Source organism: Alphaproteobacteria bacterium (assembly GCA_035625915.1).
Taxonomy (GTDB): Bacteria; Pseudomonadota; Alphaproteobacteria; order JACZXZ01; family JACZXZ01; genus DATDHA01.
On sequence record DASPOR010000165.1, the window covers coordinates 1 to 18,047 of the forward strand.

Genomic DNA, 18,047 nt, shown 5'->3' on the forward strand with positions numbered 1-18,047 from the left:
CGCCGCGTCGAACCATTCAATGGACCCTGATGCACCGCGCTTGGCCGAAGGACGGAGGTATCGGCGAAGTGGAAATACGCACGGTTCCCTTTCCCTGCACTGGCATTGTGCCAGCCATCTGAAAACAGAACGTTAAGGGAGATTTCGCCGGGGTTGGGCGGCGGCGTGTGTGCCGGCTTAAATAACGAGGAAGTCTTGTATTATAAATCGGCTATTTTCTTGACTTTTCCGATCACGGGATGCACTTATCCACCAGAATTCTCGTACAATATCAAGATATACGATTGAAAAAGGTAAAATTATGCTGAAAATCTACGTCATCCATGAGAACGAAGCGTGGACCGCACCCCTGTTGGACGCACTGGTCCATCTACAGGTTCCCCACGAATCCTGGCATCTCGACCGGGGCTTCTTCGATCTCGGCGCACCCCCGCCCAAGGGCGTCTTCTATAACCGGGTCAGCCCGTCATCCCACACGCGCGGCCACCGCTTCGCCCCGGAATACACGGCGGCGGTGCTCGCCTGGCTCGAAGCCCATGGACGGTGCGTGATCAACGGCAGCGGGCCATTTCGCCTTGAGCTCAGCAAGGCAGCCCAATACGCGGCACTTGAGGCGTTTGGAATCGCCGTGCCCCGCACGCTGCCGGCGGTCGGGCGCGCGGAGATTGCGGCGGCGGCGCGGCGGCTCGAAGCACCCTTCATCACCAAGCACAACCGGGCTGGCAAGGGACTTGGCGTGCATCTCTTCCGTAGCGTGGAGGCACTCGAGAACTATCTCGACGGCAGCGGCTTCGAGGATTCGGTCGACGGCGTCACGCTGATCCAGCGCTACATCGAAGCACCGGCACCTTACATTACGCGCGTCGAGTTCATAGGTCGGCGATTCTTCTACGCCGTCAAGGTGAACACGTCCGAAGGATTCGAGCTTTGCCCCGCGGATGAGTGTCAGGTGGGCGACGTCCTTTGCCCGACGAACGATAATGCCAGCTCGAGCGCCAATCGCGCGGGTGGTGCGAAATTCCAGATCCTGCAGCATTTCGATAGCCCGCTCATCGAACGCTATGAGCGGTTCATGAGTGCCTATGGAATCGAAATCGCGGGCTTCGAGTTCATCACCGACTCGGCCGGGAATAGCTTCACCTACGACGTCAACATGAACACGAACTACAACGCGGAAGCTGAAGCGGTGGCGGGCCGGCACGGAATGAAGACGCTCGCGCAATTCCTCGCGTCCGAATTTGAAAAATGCCGCGACGATGTCGTGGAGAGTTTCGCCGCCTGACAGTTTATTCGAGACAAATTCGACCGGGGCCGCGCACGACATCCGCCCCTGCTACCGGATCTCGCATATCTCGCCGAACGAGAGCGATCCCGCCCCGATCAACTCGGGTTCGAATCCGCGTGGAGATTATTCACGCGGGTGCGCAATTCGCTGATCAGGCCGTCAAGGCCGGAGCGCTGGATGACGGAGGCGAATTCCTGGCGCTGCGTGAGGGCCATGCTCACCCCCTCGACGACGACGTCGATGATCTTGAGCTGGCCCTTGATTTCGCGGACACGCCACGCGGCCTTGAGCGGTTCGCCGTCAGGGCGCTTAATTTCCGTCTCGACGAGCGCGTCACTGTCGGCAAACGGTTGCGCGTTCACGATGGCGAACGTTTCGCCTTTGTAAGCGCCGAGGCGCCGGGCGTAGCTATTGAGCACCCATGTCGAGAAAAGCTGCTGATATTCCTGCTGCTGTTCCGGTGTCGCGGTATGCCAGGAATTGCCGAGGACGAACCGGCCGATGAGTTCGAGATCGAATCCTTCTCGCACGATTTTCTTGAACTCTTCCTGATGCTGCGGTGCTTCGGATTCATTGTATTTCGCGAGCATCACCACGGCGCGATTGCCGAGATCCTGTACAAACTTCGACGCTTGTTCGGGCGAGGTGTGTACGTCAGCTGCACGTGCGGAAAGAGAGGCAAAGCCGAGGAATAGAAGAAGCGTGACAAACGGTGTGAGCAACCTAGTGCCTATCATCGTGACCTCCGCATAGTACCCCGACGTTTCTTCAACGTGCCGGTTTTCGCAACGCCAGAAATACGTCGCAACGACGATTCCCCTGCGCGGACTGCCGATCTACCCCATCGTCCGAGTGCTTGCGCATGAATGTGACGGCCGATTGTGGCGTCATCAAGTCTAGCGCCGAGCCCGAGGCAGATTCGCCGGCGATATAGCGGCCATGAGCCAAGACTCATCCTTCAGTGCCAGTCGGAAAGAATAGGGGCACATTTTTGATTTCGAATGAAAAAGTCCTGCTGGGACTCCCGATCGCGACGAGCGGCTGCCACAGGTCGTGACAATTTCAAGCCCATGGTGCCATGGGCAGGTCCGATGCCGACCAATGCCCCATGTCCGTGTTGAAACCGATATCGCGATGGCACACGTCATTCCGACGACGCGTCGCCGGCGGTGGTGGCCCCACCGGCAAATTGTCGGTTCTGTGCGCGCAGGGATTCGAGAAGCCCGTCGAGCCCTTTGTTCTGCACCACCGCAGCAAATTCCTGGCGCTGCGTAAGCGCCATGCTGACACCCTCGATAAGCACATCGATGATCTTGTAGCCTCGATCTCCCGAGCGCACACGCCACCCTGTGTCGACCGGCTCACCGTTCGGCCGCCCGATCACACTCGTCACGAGCGCATCCGTGTCGGCCATCGGCTGGGCGCCGGTTATCTTGAAAGTCTCCCCGGAGTACGCGGCCAGGCGCCGAGCATAGGTGTTGAGGACATAAACCGCGAAGAGCTTGGAGTATTCGGCGCGCTGCGCGTCGGTCGCAGTTTGCCATGTACGGCCGAGGGCAAATCGGCCGATCGTCACGAGATCGAGCCCCTCGCTCAGAAGTGCTCGTACCCTTTTTTCCTTTTCCGCTTGGCTGAGCGACGTATCGGTCAGCGTTTTCATGGTGCGCGAACCGATATCGTCGATGAATCGCTCGGCGCGTTCCGGCGATGTCACGTCCGCGGCCGAGGCCGCGCACGGTGAAAGGATCAGGAAACTCGCAAGAACGGTTGCGACGAGCTGTCGAACAGAAATCATGACCAGATCTCGCTCTCGAACCGCCCGACCGGAGCGGAGACTGTCGTGAAAGCGCCGCATGTTGTCACCGCGCGGGCGCGGAGGCAACAGCTTGTTGACGTCAGCCGATCTCGCCCGATACGCGCGCTATATCGAGAGGGCCAGCCGCCTTCGCGTTGGTTCGCCGTCCCTTGCGGCGGGCGGCGGCCAGTTGGATCACGCGAACGGTCTCATGCCATAGCTCAAACGACTGAAGCCGGTCGGGGGCGGTCCATGCGACTTCCGCCGCGTCGTCGCCGGCGACCGCCTCGCCCGCCCGCCATTCCGCGATAACGTCGACCAGCGTGTAGTGATACTCGACCGCCCCGGCCTCGTCCCTTGCAATGGAATCGATCACCGCCACGGTCTCCCCGATTTCCACGTCGAGGCCGGTCTCCTCCCGAACCTCGCGCCGAGCAGCCTCTGCCACGGTCTCGCCCGTCTGCTGCATGCCGCCGGGAATACTCCATTGTCCCTTGCGCGGTGGCTTGCCGCGCCGGACCAGCAACACCTTTTCCCCGCGAAAGACGAGGGCGCCGACCCCGACGAACGGTCGTTCCGGATAGCTCCGGTTCATCGGATCTTCGCGCGAAATGTGGCGGTGGCCATGACCGCATCATAAAAGGGGCTTGGTTGATGCGGAAGGGCCGGGTGCCGCCGATGCGCCGCCCACGGAGCGATCGCGGGCGTTTTCGGCGAAGGTCGCGTAATTCTTTCATCTTTTCAGGCGCTTTCGGTGTAAATTCAGATTAGCCGATGGCCGCCGCAATGTGTCGTCCGGCGCCAACGGGCCGAAGAGTTGCGGGCGGGGCGCACGATCCGCAAAAAACGAACCCCTCGTGTGGCAAATCCGAACTTCGCCGCATTTGGGGGCGGGACTGGGAGCGAATTTCGGATTCAAAGCCACACGAGGAATATGTTGTTTCTAGTGTGGTATCCGGATTTGAAGTTCCTGAATGCGGATGCCACCAAAATGCAAGGAACTTCAAATTCGCCACACTAAGGACGCACGAAATTGGTGAAAAATGACGCGATCGCCGGTAGTGGGCCGCCGGGCAACGGCCGAGCGGGCGATGTGCGGCTCGATCCTGCGGACACCGCCGACGCGATTCGGGCGGAGCAGATCCGCGTCCTTTATCGAGCACCGATCGCAACGCTCGTAAACCTCGTCAACGCGCCGATCGTGGCCATCGTCGTTTGGAGCGACTATCCCAGATGGGTGCTGATTGCATGGGTGGCCGCATTCTGGATCGTCATTCCGATTCGGGCGGTCCTGTGGCGCAACTATGTGCGCGGCCCCCGCGTACCTCAGTCGACCGACATGTGGGCCCGCCGCTTCGTGATCGGCACAGCCGTCACAGGATGTCTCTGGGGACTCGCGGGTTCCGTCGTGTTCATCTCCCCTCACGAGACCTATCGCGTCTTCGTGGCCTTCGTACTCGCGGGAATGTGCGCGGGTGCCGTCGGATCGAATGCAGTTTATTTTCCCGCGTTGCTTGCCTTCATGGCGCCCACGCTTGCGCCGGCGACAATAGCGTTCTTCCTGAGGGGCGACCTCGTGTCTCTCGGGATGGGTGTCCTTGCGATCGTTTTCGGTGTCGCCTTGGCGCTCATCGGACGCGACCTCAATCGCTCGCTTGCGGACGGCTTTCGCCTCCAGTTCGAGAACGCGGCACTGATCCGGAATCTGACCGTGGCGCGCGATGCGGCCGAGGCGGCCTCGGAAGCCAAGTCGCGATTTCTCGCGCACATGAGCCACGAGCTTAGAACCCCATTGAATGCGATCATCGGCTTTTCCGAAATGTTCGCAGCGGAATTGTTCGGCAAGTTGCCGAACCCGGAATACATCACCTATAGCCGCTTCATTTATGAAGGTGCGCAGCATCTCCTTGCCATGATCAAGGAAATTCTCGATTTCTCGAAGATGCAAACCGGTGCGGTGACGCTTGAAGATGACGCGATCTCGCTTCCGCAATCGGTCGAATCCTGCCTCCAGCCCTTCGCCGATCAATTTCGCGCCAAGGGCCTTGCCCTCGATGTCGACGTTTCTCCGTCGCTTCCCTCGCTCAGGGCCGACGACGTGAGGTTTCGGCAGATCTTGACCTCGCTTGTCTCCAACGCCGTCAAGTTCACCGCGACTGGCGGACGAATCCGTGTTGGCGCAATGCTGGACGGGACCGGGGCCATCGTTCTCTCCATCTCGGATACCGGGATCGGCATGCGGGAATCGGACATTCCGAAGGCGATAGCACCCTTCGCCCAGCTCGACGATTCGTTCGCCAAGAGGCATGCGGGCATCGGTCTCGGCCTGCCGCTCGCAAAGGGACTCGTCGAGATCCACGGCGGCACCTTGACGGTCGAAAGCGAATTTGGGCGGGGCACAACCGTAACGATTCGCTTTCCGCCGGGTCGCACGCTGCCGGCTCCGGCGACTTCCGCCCCGGCGACAAGCGTTTCCTGATACGGTTGTCGATCGAAGGCGTGCGAACTTGCGTGGCGCGCGCTAATGTTGCCGATGGAACGCAATGTCGTTGCCGGCCAGGGTGGGCCGCGGCGACGGCCTGAGCGAGCTGGATGTCATGGCTGAAACGATTGCAATCGAACCGGGAGCGATCGGTCTCGGCGATCTTCGCAAGCTGCTCGAAGGTGCTTGCGCCGAACTGCACGAGAGTGCCTGGCCCAAGGTGGCGGCGGCGGCGGCGACCGTGGCGCGCCTTGCGGCGAAGGGCCAGCCCATTTACGGCGTCAATACCGGATTCGGCAAGCTCTCGACGACGCATATTCCGGATCGCGAACTCGCCGAGCTGCAACGCCGCCTTCTCCTGTCGCACATGGCGGGCGTCGGTGAAGCGCTTCCGGACAGGATCGTGCACGCGATCCTCGTGCTCAAGGCGGCGGCCCTCGCCCGCGGCCATTCGGGCTGCCGCCGGCAGGTGATCGATAATCTGCTGGCACTTGCCAACGCGGGTGTTTATCCGATCGTGCCGGCCAAAGGCTCGGTCGGCGCCTCGGGCGACCTGGCCCCGCTCGCCCACTTGTCGGCGGCGCTGATCGGCTTCGGCGAGGTCCGGTTCAAGGGCGTGCGCATGCCAGCCGGGGACGGCCTCGCCCATGCGGGCTTGGTCCCGATGACGCTCGGGCCCAAAGAGGGCCTCGCCCTCATCAACGGCACGCAAGTCTCGACCGCACTTGCCCTTGCCGGCCTTTTCGCCGCGGAGGATATCTTCGCCGCTGCCTTGGTCTCGGGCGCGTTGAGCGTGGATGCAAGCCTCGGGGCCGACACGCCGTTCGATCCGCGCATCCACGCCATACGTGGCCAGCCTGGCCAGATTGCGGTCGCCGGGGTGCTTCTGCGACTTTTGGAAGGCAGCGAAATCCGCCGCTCCCATTTGAGCGGGGACGAGCGCGTTCAGGACCCCTATTCGCTTCGCTGCCAACCCCAGGTCATGGGTGCGTGCCTCGACAATTTGCGCTTCGCGGCCGACGTGATCGGGCGGGAGGCCAACGGTGTTTCGGATAATCCATTGGTGTTCCCCGAACGCGATGAGGTGATCTCGGGCGGCAATTTCCACGCCGAGCCGGTTGCGATGGCGGCGGATGTCATGGCGCTGGCACTCGCCGAAATCGGGGCAATCGCCGAACGGCGCGTAGCGCTCCTGACCGACGCCAATCTGAGTTTTGGCCTGCCGCCGTTTCTCGTCCGCGAACCCGGCTTGAACTCGGGCTTCATGCTCCCGCAGGTGACCGCGGCCGCCCTTGTGAGCGAGAACCGAGCACTCGCAACACCCTCGAGTGTCGACAGCCTGCCAACCTCCGCCAACCAGGAAGACCATGTGAGCATGGCGACCTACGCCGCCCGGCGCACGAACACCATGGCCGAGAATTCGCGCAACATCGTGGCGATCGAGATCCTGGCCGCCGTGCAGGGGATCGAGCTGCGACGTCCGCTCAAATCGAGTGCGCGCCTGGAAGAGGTCGTCTCCGCGGTACGCGCGCGCGTAGGCAGCTACGAGGTCGATCGGCCGCACGCACCCGATATCGCGAGCATTGCCGAGCTCATCGAAGCCGGGCGGTTTCGCGAGTTCGCGGGCATGCCGATATTGCCTTGACGCTGGCTGTCGGTTCGGCGCTCACTCCCGGCAACGAAAGAATCGCATGCTTGGGGAGGCAACGGCGTCATGAAGGTACTGATCACGGGCGGGGCCGGATTCATCGGGCGGATGCTCGCGGAGAAAATTCTTGCCCGTGGCACGCTGACGGCGCCGACCGGCGCGGCGACGGCGATTGACGAACTCGTGCTGTTCGACGCGGTGCCCCCACCCGCACCCCGCAAAGCCCTCGAAGGCCGCGTCAAGACCGTCACCGGCGACGTTTCCGACAAGGTGCAGGTCGATGCCCTGATCGACCGTCCGGATATGTCGGTTTTTCATCTTGCGTCCATCGTGAGTGCGGGCGGGGAGCAGGATTTCGATCTGGCTCTGCGCGTCAACCTCGACGGCGGACGGCATATCCTCGAGGCGTGCCGCCGATTGGGGTCGAAGCCGCGTTTGGTGTTCACCAGCTCGATCGCCGTCTTCGGTCCTCCGGGGATGACGAAGCGCGTCGACGATTTCACGAAAGAGACGCCGCAGACGACCTACGGCGTCACCAAGGCGATTGGCGAGCTTCTCGTCAATGACTACACGCGCAAAGGCTATCTGGACGGCCGCTCGGCGCGCCTGCCGACCGTAATCGTCCGGCCCGGCAAGCCCAACAAGGCTGCATCGAGTTTTGCGAGTGGGGTCATCCGCGAACCCCTCAACGGCGAGGCGTGCCACCTTCCGGTCGCACTCGAAACCGTGATGCCGGCACTTGGCTATCGGTCGATCGTCGAGAACCTGATCCGTCTCCATGAGGTGAGCGGAGAGGCGATCGGAGCCGACCGCGCTGTCAGTTTCCCAAGCCTCGACTTGACGGTTGGCGAGATGATTGCCGGCCTGAAGCGCGTCGCCGCCGGTCGCAAGCTCGGGCCGATCGAGCTGAGGCCCGACGCGGAAATCCAGCGCATCGTCGCCGGCTGGCCGACCGGAACCGCGTGGGCCAAGGCGAAGGCGCTCGGTCTCGTGTGCGATCCCGACGTCGATTCGATCATCCGCGCTTATATCGAGGACTTCCTTGAGAATTGATCGCACGGCGCCGGGCGAGACGTCCGACGCAAGAACAGGTCGATACGCTCAGGAAGGCAGGGAGATGACATGCGACTGAAGGGCAAGGTTGCGATCGTTACGGGCGGGGGTTCGGGATTCGGCGAGGGGATCGCGCGCCGCTTCGCATCCGAAGGTGCAAGTGTGGTCGTCGCCGACATCAACGACCGTGCCGGCGAGCATGTCGCGGAGTCGGTCGCGGGCTCGGGCGGTCGTGCCGACTATATCCACGCGGACGTGACGTTGGGCAAAGACGTCGCGGCGATGGTGGCGCGGGCGAGCGAGCGTTTCGGCGGCCTCGATATCGTCGTCAACAACGCCGGAATGCCCCAACGCAACGGCCCCATGCTCGGCGTCGACGAGGCGACCTTCGACCGTATCTTCGCGGTCAACGTGAAGAGCATTTACCTCGCGGCCTTCCACGCGGTTCCCGTCCTCGAAGGTCGCGGCGGGGGCGTCATCATCAACACGGCGTCGACCGCCGGTTTGCGGCCGCGCCCCGGCCTCGTCTGGTATAACGGCAGCAAAGGTGCGGCGATCTCCCTCACCAAGGCGATGGCGATCGAACTCGCACCCAAGAAAATTCGAGTCAATTGCCTGTGCCCCGTCGCGGGCGACACGCCGATGCTGGCCGACTTCATGGGCGGCGATACGCCGGAGAACCGCGCGCGCTTCGTGGCAAGCGTGCCCCTTGGGCGATTGAGCCGGCCCGAGGACATCGCGAATGCCGCCCTCTATCTCGCCTCGGACGAAGCGGAGTTCATCACGGGCGTTGCCCTCGAGGTCGATGGCGGGCGATGCATTTAGGACGAGATCGGATAGGTCGCGATGCACGAGACAAAACGGCCCGAAGCTTTGGCTCCGGGCCGTCGTTGCGTCAGGCGTCTGCTGCGGCTCAGTCGCGGCGATTGCCGAAGAGCTGGAGCAGCAGGAGGAAGAGGTTGATGAAGTCGAGATAGAGGCGGAGTGCGCCCATCACCGACTTCTTTGTGGCGACCGAGCCGTCGTCGCCCGCGTAGTAGATTTCCTTGATCGACTGGGTGTCGTAGGCCGTGAGGCCGGCGAACACCAGCACGCCGATCACGGAAATCGCGAATTGCAGGCCGCTCGAATGCAGGAAGAGGTTCACAAGTCCGGCGATGATGATGCCGATAAGGCCGATCATCAGGAACGATGCGAAGCCGGAGAGATCGCGCTTCGTCGTGTAGCCGTAAAGACTCAAGCCCGCGAACGACCCTGCCGTGATGAAGAAGACGCGCGCGATGCTCTCGCCCGTGTAAACCACGAAGATCGAGGCGAGCGAAACGCCCATGAGTGCGGCGTAGACCCAAAAGAGCGCTTGGGCGGTAGAGGCCTGCATGGCGTTGATCCGGGCACTCAGGAAGAACACGAGCCCGAGCGGCGCCAACACGACGAGCCAGAAGAGCGGCGTGCCGAAGATCGCGTGCATGGCCTCGGGCGACGACGACACCCCGTAGGCGACAACCCCCGTGAGCGCCAGGCCCGAAGCCATGTAGTTGTAGACGCGCAGCATATAGCTGCGCAGCCCCTCGTCGATCTCGGCGCGTTCGACCGTGCGGGAGACGACGCGGCCTTGCTCGCGAATATCCATTTTCACCCTCATGCGTCATGCGCCGCAGACGCTGCGGCGCGCATTTCCATACCCTATTTTGGCTTTGCCGTGGCGAAAATCAACTGGCTCGACTCGGATTTCCTTGTGCATCAGGCGACTACGGGTGACTAGCCCTGGTACAATGCGTTCCGAGGAACGCGCAAAGACTATTCGTTGCGCAAAAGCGGGGCCGGCCGCTGGCCAAGCGCGCGCCAAGTCCCCGCGAAGCCGAGGACAAGGGTGAGGACCGAACAGCCGAGGATGGTCAGTGCGACAACGCCCGGAAGGAATAGCCAGCTCCCGTGCATGACCCGGGTCACGACGAGAAATGCGGCAAGGGTTCCGATGCCGGCGGCGACCGCCGCAGCCGCTGCGCCGAGGACGCCGTATTCGATTGCGAAGGTGGCGAGCAGCGTGCGGCGCGTAGCCCCCAGCACCTTGAGGACAACGGCGTCGTAAGTTCGCCGCTTATGCTCGGCGGCGATCGCACCACCAAGCACCAGCGTTCCGGCGATGAGGGTGAAGAGTGCCGTGAGCCGTACCGCGGCACTCGCTTTGCCGAGAATCTCTGCCACGGCGTCGAGCGCGTCCTTGACGCGAATTGCCGTGATGTTCGCGTAGCGGTCCGTGACCGCACGCAGGATCGGCTCCTCCGCCTCCGGCGTCGCCATCGCCGTCGCGATATACGTCTTGGGCGCACCGTCGAGCACGCCGGGCGAGAACAGCATCACGAAATTGATTCCAAGGGTGGACCAGTCGATCTCGCGCAAGGACGCGATGCGCGCCGTCACTTCGCGCCCCAGGACGTTGACCGTCAGCGTATCGCCGATGCCCAAGCCGAAGTCCTTCGCCACCCCGGCATCGAGGGAGACGAGCGGCTCGCCGGAATAATCGCTCGGCCACCATTTTCCCGAGACGACGCGCGTGCCGCGCGGCGGCGTTGCCGCATAGGTGAGGCCCCGATCGCTGTCGAGCACCCAGGCCGAACGAGGATTCGTCCGGGCGCGGTCGGCCTCCACACCGTTGATCTTCGTGATGCGGCCGCGCAGGCTCGGCACCTGCTGAATGTCGCCGGCCCCGGGCACGCCGCGCACCGCCGCGTCGAAGCCCGCGAGTTCGTCGGGCTGAATGTCGATGAAATAGAATGCCGGTGCGCCCTGGGGTAGCTCCTCGCGCACTTCGCGCGAGATGTCGCCCTCGACGAGACCGACGGCGACGAGGAGCGTCAAGCCGACTCCGAGCGAGAGGACCACGCTCGGCGTGGGTGCGCCCGGCCTGTGGAGATTGGCAAGGGCAAGGCGCAGCGTGGGCCGCCCGCCCATTGTCGCTGGCATCCGGCTTGCCTGACGCGCGAGGGCCGCGATCGCCCATGCCGACAGCCTGAATGCCGCCAAGGTCAGGATTGCGCCAAGAACGAACCACCGTGCGACAGGCTTGTCCTGAGCCGATAGCACGGTGAGTGCGGCAAGTGCTGTGCCGGCCGCGATGAGGGCCAATGCATAGCCAAGGCGGGGCCAATGGCGTAAGGGCGCCACGACGTTGCGGAAAAGATGTGCCGCCGGCACGTCGCGCGCCCCGGCGAGCGGCCAGAGTGTGAAGGCAAGCGTGGTCAAAAGGCCATAAGCCGCGGCAAGAGCGAGGGCTTGCGGATATATTCCAACATGCGCGACGACAGGCAAAATCTTCGCCACCACCCCCGAGAGAAGGAATGGCACGGCCGCACCAAGCGCCAACCCTAGCGCGATCCCACCCAATGAAATCGCCAGCATCTGAATCAGATAAATCCGAAAGACGAGGCGGCCCGGAGCACCCAGGCATTTGAGAATCGCGATCGTCGCCGCGCGCCCGTCGAGATACGCCTTCACGGCGTTGGCGATGCCGACCCCGCCGACAAGAAGAGACGTAAGGCCGACAAGCGTGAGGAAGAGTGCAATACGATCGAGGAATTGCTGGAGCCGCGGTGTCGCGTTGTAGAGGCTTCGCGCATGCCAACCCGCGTCGGGAAAACGGGCCGAAATCTCGTCGAGCCAAGCGCGTGTATCGACGGCGGGTGGGAGCTTCACCCGATAGTGATATTGCACGATGCTGCCCGGCTGGATCAGACCGGTCGCGGCCAAGCTCGCGCGGCCGACCATCAGGCGGGGCCCGAGGATGAAGATGGCCGAACCGCGATCGGGCTCGCGTGCAAGGGCTGCGCGCAACTCGAAAATCGCTTCGCCGACCTTGATGCGCGCGCCGAGCTTGAGGCCGAGGGCGGCCAGCACGTCGCGGTCGGCGACCGCACCCCACGCACCGTCTATCAACGCGAAAGCATCGGCGGGGCGAAGGGGAGGTGCGAGTTCGAGTGCGCCGTAGAGCGGATAAGCGTCATCGACCGCCTTGAGTTCTACGAGAATGCGGCGGCCCGTACCCTCGGCGGGATCGGCCGCACGCGTCATGGCCCTGAGATCGGCCACCGTCGAGACGGTTCCCGCCTCGGTGAGTGCTGCATATTCCGCTGCACTCGCCTCGCGGTGGCTGAGGGTCAGGTCGGCATCACCCCCGAGGAGTGCGCGCGCATCGCCCTTGAGGGCGGAATCGACCGCAGCCGAGAGCGAACCCACGGCGGCGATGGCGCCAACGCCAAGGGCGAGGCACGCAAGGAAGACGCGAAAGCCTTTGAGGCCGCCGCGCAATTCCCGCCGGGCGAGGCGCAGGGCCAACCGAACGCCATTTATATCGCCTTGGCCGGCGCCGCCATGACCTTTGGCGGGCGGGGATGAGAGGGAATTCATCGTCCCGCGGTAGCCCTCACCGCGACACGGCCGTCTTCGACGATCCTGCCATCCGCGAGACGCACGATGCGATCGCAGCGCGCGGCAATCGCGGGATCGTGCGTGATCAGGACCAGCGTCGTGCCGCGCCGGTGGTGAAGTGCAAAGAGCAACTCGATGATCGCTTCGCCGGTCGCGAGATCGAGATTGCCGGTCGGCTCATCGGCGAGAAGGAGGCGCGGCTCGGTCGCAAATGCGCGCGCAAGGGCTACACGCTGCTGCTCTCCACCCGAGAGCTGGCCTGGGTAGTGACCGAGGCGAGGGCCAAGCCCGACCGCATCGAGCCCGGCCTCGGCACGCACGAAAGCGTCGGCAACGCCCGCGAACTCGAGCGGGATCGCCACGTTTTCAAGCGCCGTCATGGTTGGGATGAGGTGGAACGCCTGAAAAACGATGCCGACATGATCCCGTCTGAATCGCGCGAGCGCGTCCTCGTCGAGCCCGGCAAGTGAGGTTCCCGCGACGACGACGCTGCCGCGCGTGGGTCGCTCCAGCCCGGCCACGAGCATCATCAATGAGGTCTTCCCGCTCCCCGACGGGCCGACCAGGCCAACGGTTTCGCCCGAGCCGACCGTGAGGTCGACGCCGCGCAGGATGTTGACGATGCCCGCGGCACTCGCCAACTCTAGATGGAGATCGGCCAGTTGGATCATCGGGGCTTCAGGAAGTGCGGATTTTGGCATGTCGGATTATATCCGGAAGACGATGAAGCGGCTTTTCCGCAGCACTGGAGCGGGCGGGCCGCCTCGAAAATGGCGTGACCCCGGATATTGGTCGCAAATGGCGTATTTCAACATCTTGATACTCTTCTGCGCTTTCGCGGCCGGGCTGGCGCTCGACACGCAGGGTGTGCAAGCCAAGCCGGCCGCGCGCGTATTAGCACTGGGAGACAGTATCACCGCGGGCTATGGCCTCTCGGCTTCGGAGAGCCTGCCGAGCAGGCTCGAGGCAGCACTGCGCGAGGGGGGCCATGCCGTCGAGGTGATCAATGGCGGCGTTTCCGGCGACACGACCGCAGGCGGATTGGCGCGGCTCGATTGGATGCTCGCCGACCATCCCGATCTCGTCATCGTCGAACTCGGCGGCAATGACGGCCTGCGCGGCCTCGACCCCAAGGAAAGCTATGCCAATCTCGACAAAATACTGACCAAGCTCGATGAGGCCAAAATCAAGGTGCTGCTTACCGGCATGTTGGCGCCACCCAATCTTGGCGCGGAATACGGGCGCGAGTTCGATGCGATCTTTCCCGAGCTCGCGAGGCGCCACGGCTGCCTCCTCTATCCCTTCATCCTTGACGGTGTCGCGGCCAAACCCGAACTCAACCAATCCGACGGCATCCACCCCAATGCCAAGGGGGTCGAGGTCATCGTGGGCCGGCTTGCCCCTTACGTCGAGCGGGTCTTGGGCGGTTGAGGCGGTGGCTGCCGACAACCGACTTTTCGCAGGCCGCGACATGGGGTATTTGACGCGCAATCGAACGAGTATCCCCGACCCGCCGGCGAGCCGGATGCGGCGAGTGCGTGTCTCGACGCGGAACGAGCGGGCCGGGTGCTGGAAAGGACCTTACCCATGATCCGCCTCTTCGTCGGTCTCGAGCTGCCGGCCGAAATGCGGACGTGGCTCTCGCTGCTTCGCGGTGGAGTGCCCGGGGCGCGCTGGGTCGATCCCGAGAACTACCACGTCACGGTCCGCTTCATCGGTGAGGTGGACGAAGGACGGTTCGACGACATTGCCTCGGCTTTATCGCGCATCCGTGCCTCGACATTCGACCTGACGCTCGAGGGCGTCTCGACGTTCGGCAAGGAAAGCATGCCGCACACGCTTTGGGTCGGCGTGCGCCGCAACGACACGCTCCAAGCCCTGCACGCCAAGGTCGATCGTGCGCTCGTCAATATCGGTTTCGACCCGGAAGGCCGCAGATACTCGCCCCATGTCACCATCGCGCGCCTCAAAGTCGCCGCCACCATGCGCCTCGGCACCTTTGTCGCCGCCAATTCGCTCTTTCGTGCGGGCCCGGCGCCGGTCGACGGCTTCGCGCTCTTCTCGAGCTTCCTTTCGCGCAATGGGGCGATCTACCGGCCGGAGGCCCGCTATTCATTGGCCGGTGGCGTTCCGGAAGGAGAGGGGGATGAAGGCTTGGGCGTGGGCTTGGAGGATGGCGTCGAGGATGGTGCTGCCTGAGCCGGCGATCCCGCTTGCGGATCGGCGGTGCGCGGGAAGCGAATCGTCCCGCCCTCCTCGACCGCCTGGACGACGCGAAGGGCGATGACATCGAGCAAATCTTCATCTTCCGGATCGTCGTTGATTGCGATCACAATCACTGTCTTGGTCGCCGGCTCGTAAAGCAGCATGTCGTTGTAGCCCGGCGAGGAGCCGGTATGGCCGTAGAAGGTGATCCCCTCGATCCGGAGCCGCTCGACGCCAAGGCCATAACCGCTGCCCGGTGCGGCATCGTCGTCGGACGCGTCCACGAAATCGAGCATTTCATTGAGGCGGCGTTGTGACAACAACCGGCCGCCGAAGAGCGTGCGGGCCCAAATGACGAGATCGCCTGCATTCGTCACCATGCCGCCGTCCGCACCGCCGAGGGGCCAGGGATCGTCGGTCACGTCGACTCGACTGCCGTCGTCGCCGAGTTCGGAATAACCGTGGGCGAGCTTGTCCGCCGGCACTCGCTCCTCGCTCGCGAACCAGGTATGCGTGAGGCCGAGCGGCTCGAGGAAGTGGCGGCGGATCTCGGCCACGACAGAATGTCCCGTAACGTTTTGGACGACCAGCGACAGCAGCAGATAGTTGGTGTTGGAATAGTCGTAGCGTGTGCCCGGCGCCTCAAGGAGCTGGCTCGGCACGTAGTCGAGCAGCTCGGAGAGCGTCCACGCCTTCGCGCTGTGCGCGTGGACCGTATCCAGGAAATCATCGGTGATGTAGTCGTCGTAGCCCGAGGTGTGATTGAGAAGCTGGCGCAGCGTCACCCGCTCGGCGTTCGGCACCTTGGGCAGGTAACGGGAGAGCTTGTCGTCGAGATTGAGCAACCCTTCATCCGCCAGTTCGAGCACAATGGCCGCGATGAAGGTCTTTCCGATACTCGCAGCCTTGAATTCGATGTCCGGCGTCATCGGTGCTGCGGGCGCCACGCGGGCGCGGCCCGAGGCCTGAACGATCGGGGTCTGACCCTCGCGCGCCACGCCAAGGACGATGCCCACGCTCTCGTCTTCTTTGATCGTGGAGTCGGCGAGCGCCTTGAGCCGGGCCGCGAGATCGTCCGCTCTGGCGGTGCCGGCGGCCACGAGGACGACAAAAAGGCAGGCAGCCGCTCTCGTCCAAATCCGGCCCGCCGCCGGAGCGAAAGATGCGGCCCGCCGAGGCCGCTCGCCGCGTAAACCGAGTCCTGGACGAGCCCGTAGAGAAAATAGGTTGCGAAATCCCAAGCGTGCCAATCGGCTTCGGGCCGTTGCCGACGGACCGAACTTGCGCTCAATCCCGCCGGGTTCGTCGTGCAATCGGTCGTTAATCCCCATGCGGCCTTCTGAATATCGTATGCTACGGGTGTCGCTATAGGACCACTATAGAACCACTGTTTCGCCATGAGTATTCCCCGTTTTTCCCACCGCAGCGGAGGCGCCATCGTTGTCCTGACCGGTGCGGGCGTATCCAAGGAGTCGGGCCTCGATACCTTCCGCGATCCGGACGGGATATGGTCGAGGGTACGAATCGAGGATGTCGCAACACCGCAGGCGTTCGAGCGCGACCCTCATCGCGTTCATGCATTCTACAATGCGCGCCGGCGCTCGCTCGTCGGCGCCGATGTGGCGCCGAACCCCGCACATCGCGCACTCGCCCACCTCGAGCGACACTGGCCGGGCGATTTCCTTCTGGTGACCCAGAATATCGACAACCTGCATGAGCGGGCGGGCAGCCGAAAGCTCATCCACATGCACGGCGAATTGCTGAAGTCCCACTGCGGCCACTGCGGCGAGATTTTCGCGTGGGAGGACGATCTTTCGGTCGCATTGGCGTGCAGTGGCTGCATGCGAGCGGGCGGGCTCAGGCCGCACGTCGTATGGTTCGGTGAAATGCCGTTCGAGATGGAAAGCATCTATGCCAGCCTCGCCCGTGCCGCACTCTTCATCTCGATCGGCACGTCGGGCAACGTCTATCCCGCCGCGGGCTTCGTCCAGGAAGCGCGCGAAATCGCCGATGCCCATACGGTCGAGCTCAATCTCGAGCCGTCGGAGGGCGCTTCCCTCTTCGCGGAGCAGCATTATGGGCCCGCCAGCGAAGTGGTGCCGCGTTTTGTCGAAATGCTGCTGGCGACGTCATGAATGCCGAGGAGTCCTTTGACGCCCTCCTCGCTCGCGTGCGCGCTTGTCGCGTTTGCGAAGAATACTTGCCGCTCGGCCCGCGCCCCGTTCTCCTCGGCCGCCCTTCGGCGCGGCTTCTCATCATCGGCCAGGCCCCCGGCACCAAAGTGCACGAGACGGGGATCTCATGGAATGATCCTTCGGGCGACCGCCTGCGCGAGTGGCTTGGGCTCGATCGCGCTCAGTTTTACGACGAACGACGTATAGCACTCGTCGGCGTCGCATTTTGCTATCCGGGCCGGCTGCCACGGGGCGGGGACGCCCCGCCGCGGCCGGAATGCGCGCCACGCTGGCACCCGCCGCTGCGGGCGGCTTTGCTCAATATCGAACTTACGCTGCTCGTGGGCCAATACGCCCAGTCCTATTACCTCGCATATCGTTGCAAGCGGAATATGACCGAAACGGTGCGTGCGTGGCGCGAATATCTGCCTGAGTTCATCCCCACGCCGCATCCGAGCTGGCGCACGACGGCTTGGCTCAAGCGCAACCCCTGGTATGAGCGGGAGCTTGTGCCCGAATTGCGCCAACGGGTGCAAAAGCTCGTTCGGAATGCGTAGCGTCGCGCGAAATCGACAGTGGGGCAACGGGTGCTGGCCGCTCGCGCAAATGGTTGACCGGCGTATGCGCCGTGGGCGAAACTCGCGCGGGGCTAGAATCATGAAAACGGTTTTTGCGAGCATTTTTTGTCTGGCAATTGGGGCCTGCGCTAGCGCCGATACCCAGCCCTCGGCGTCAACGAGCGCGGCACCCGGCACACCGCCTTCGCGGATCCTCGAAAGCGGGGCTGCGTGCGCGCCCGAGGCTTATGCCTATTCCGGCGTGCTCGTGCTCGCCGACCAGCTCGGCGACGACGCCGACATACTGGAGGCCTCACTCGTCGATCTGCGCCAGCAGCTCGCAGATTGCTTGAGTGACCCCGAGCCGGACCTCCTCCTGGTCGCCAACCGCAAGCGGCTGCAATCGCGCTCCGATTGACAGCA

Annotated in this window: 17 protein-coding genes; 10 read left to right on the top strand and 7 right to left on the bottom strand. The window is 63.5% G+C overall.

Annotated features, from left to right (window positions below; genetic code table 11):
• The first annotated feature begins 301 nt into the window (after positions 1-301).
• Positions 302-1,282, top strand: coding sequence for an alpha-L-glutamate ligase (locus VEJ16_12645; GenBank protein ID HYB10509.1), 981 nt, complete (start codon positions 302-304; stop codon positions 1,280-1,282).
• Between the two features lie 98 nt (positions 1,283-1,380).
• Here the strand turns inward: VEJ16_12645 and VEJ16_12650 are convergent, their stop codons facing one another.
• The 3 genes from VEJ16_12650 to VEJ16_12660 form a co-directional block, all read right to left on the bottom strand.
• Positions 1,381-2,022 (bottom strand): ABC transporter substrate-binding protein, encoded by a 642-nt coding sequence (locus VEJ16_12650; protein HYB10510.1) that lies wholly within the window; start codon positions 2,020-2,022, stop codon positions 1,381-1,383.
• Between the two features lie 407 nt (positions 2,023-2,429).
• Complete coding sequence (locus VEJ16_12655; GenBank protein ID HYB10511.1) at positions 2,430-3,080, bottom strand: ABC transporter substrate-binding protein; 651 nt, start codon at positions 3,078-3,080, stop codon at positions 2,430-2,432.
• Between the two features lie 100 nt (positions 3,081-3,180).
• Positions 3,181-3,675, bottom strand: a complete 495-nt coding sequence (locus tag VEJ16_12660) for an NUDIX hydrolase (protein ID HYB10512.1) — start codon at positions 3,673-3,675, stop codon at positions 3,181-3,183.
• Positions 3,676-4,116: 441 nt separating this feature from the next.
• On the opposite strand from VEJ16_12660, the gene VEJ16_12665 reads away from it, so the two are divergent.
• The 4 genes from VEJ16_12665 (at position 4,117) to VEJ16_12680 (ending at position 9,088) form a co-directional block, all read left to right on the top strand.
• Positions 4,117-5,559, top strand: a complete 1,443-nt coding sequence (locus tag VEJ16_12665; protein ID HYB10513.1) for a HAMP domain-containing sensor histidine kinase — start codon at positions 4,117-4,119, stop codon at positions 5,557-5,559.
• Positions 5,560-5,677: 118 nt separating this feature from the next.
• Positions 5,678-7,207: a histidine ammonia-lyase gene (gene hutH, locus VEJ16_12670; protein HYB10514.1), complete on the top strand. Its 1,530-nt coding sequence runs from the start codon at positions 5,678-5,680 to the stop codon at positions 7,205-7,207.
• A 69-nt stretch (positions 7,208-7,276) separates the two neighbouring features.
• The gene (denD, locus tag VEJ16_12675) at positions 7,277-8,263 is read left to right on the top strand and encodes a D-erythronate dehydrogenase (GenBank protein ID HYB10515.1); all 987 of its coding nucleotides are present in this window, start codon (positions 7,277-7,279) and stop codon (positions 8,261-8,263) included.
• Between the two features lie 69 nt (positions 8,264-8,332).
• A complete protein-coding gene (locus VEJ16_12680) occupies positions 8,333-9,088 on the top strand; it encodes a glucose 1-dehydrogenase (protein HYB10516.1) in 756 nt (251 codons plus the stop codon).
• 88 nt (positions 9,089-9,176) lie between these two features.
• On the opposite strand, the gene VEJ16_12685 is transcribed toward VEJ16_12680, so the two are convergent.
• The 3 genes from VEJ16_12685 to VEJ16_12695 form a co-directional block, all read right to left on the bottom strand.
• On the bottom strand, positions 9,177-9,893 hold the full coding sequence (locus tag VEJ16_12685; protein HYB10517.1) for a Bax inhibitor-1/YccA family protein: 717 nt from the start codon (positions 9,891-9,893) through the stop codon (positions 9,177-9,179).
• Between the two features lie 167 nt (positions 9,894-10,060).
• The gene (locus VEJ16_12690) at positions 10,061-12,667 is read right to left on the bottom strand and encodes an FtsX-like permease family protein (GenBank protein ID HYB10518.1); all 2,607 of its coding nucleotides are present in this window, start codon (positions 12,665-12,667) and stop codon (positions 10,061-10,063) included.
• Positions 12,664-13,359, bottom strand: coding sequence for an ABC transporter ATP-binding protein (locus VEJ16_12695; GenBank protein ID HYB10519.1), 696 nt, complete (start codon positions 13,357-13,359; stop codon positions 12,664-12,666). The genes VEJ16_12690 and VEJ16_12695 overlap by 4 nt, the downstream gene beginning before the upstream one ends.
• A gap of 28 nt (positions 13,360-13,387) precedes the next feature.
• On the opposite strand from VEJ16_12695, the gene VEJ16_12700 reads away from it, so the two are divergent.
• Positions 13,388-14,119: an arylesterase gene (locus tag VEJ16_12700; protein HYB10520.1), complete on the top strand. Its 732-nt coding sequence runs from the start codon at positions 13,388-13,390 to the stop codon at positions 14,117-14,119.
• Between the two features lie 156 nt (positions 14,120-14,275).
• Positions 14,276-14,887, top strand: coding sequence for an RNA 2',3'-cyclic phosphodiesterase (gene thpR / locus VEJ16_12705; protein HYB10521.1), 612 nt, complete (start codon positions 14,276-14,278; stop codon positions 14,885-14,887).
• On the opposite strand, the gene VEJ16_12710 is transcribed toward thpR, so the two are convergent.
• Positions 14,797-15,993, bottom strand: coding sequence for a serine hydrolase domain-containing protein (locus VEJ16_12710; protein ID HYB10522.1), 1,197 nt, complete (start codon positions 15,991-15,993; stop codon positions 14,797-14,799). The genes thpR and VEJ16_12710 overlap by 91 nt on opposite strands.
• 297 nt (positions 15,994-16,290) lie before the next feature.
• Here VEJ16_12710 and cobB point away from each other — a divergent pair, with 297 nt between their 5' ends.
• The 3 genes from cobB (at position 16,291) to VEJ16_12725 (ending at position 18,042) form a co-directional block, all read left to right on the top strand.
• Positions 16,291-17,028, top strand: a complete 738-nt coding sequence (cobB, locus tag VEJ16_12715; GenBank protein HYB10523.1) for a Sir2 family NAD+-dependent deacetylase — start codon at positions 16,291-16,293, stop codon at positions 17,026-17,028.
• Complete coding sequence (locus tag VEJ16_12720) at positions 17,025-17,624, top strand: uracil-DNA glycosylase family protein (GenBank protein HYB10524.1); 600 nt, start codon at positions 17,025-17,027, stop codon at positions 17,622-17,624. Before cobB ends, VEJ16_12720 begins: the two co-directional genes overlap by 4 nt.
• 100 nt (positions 17,625-17,724) lie before the next feature.
• Positions 17,725-18,042: a hypothetical protein gene (locus VEJ16_12725; protein HYB10525.1), complete on the top strand. Its 318-nt coding sequence runs from the start codon at positions 17,725-17,727 to the stop codon at positions 18,040-18,042.
• The last annotated feature ends 5 nt before the right edge of the window (positions 18,043-18,047 follow it).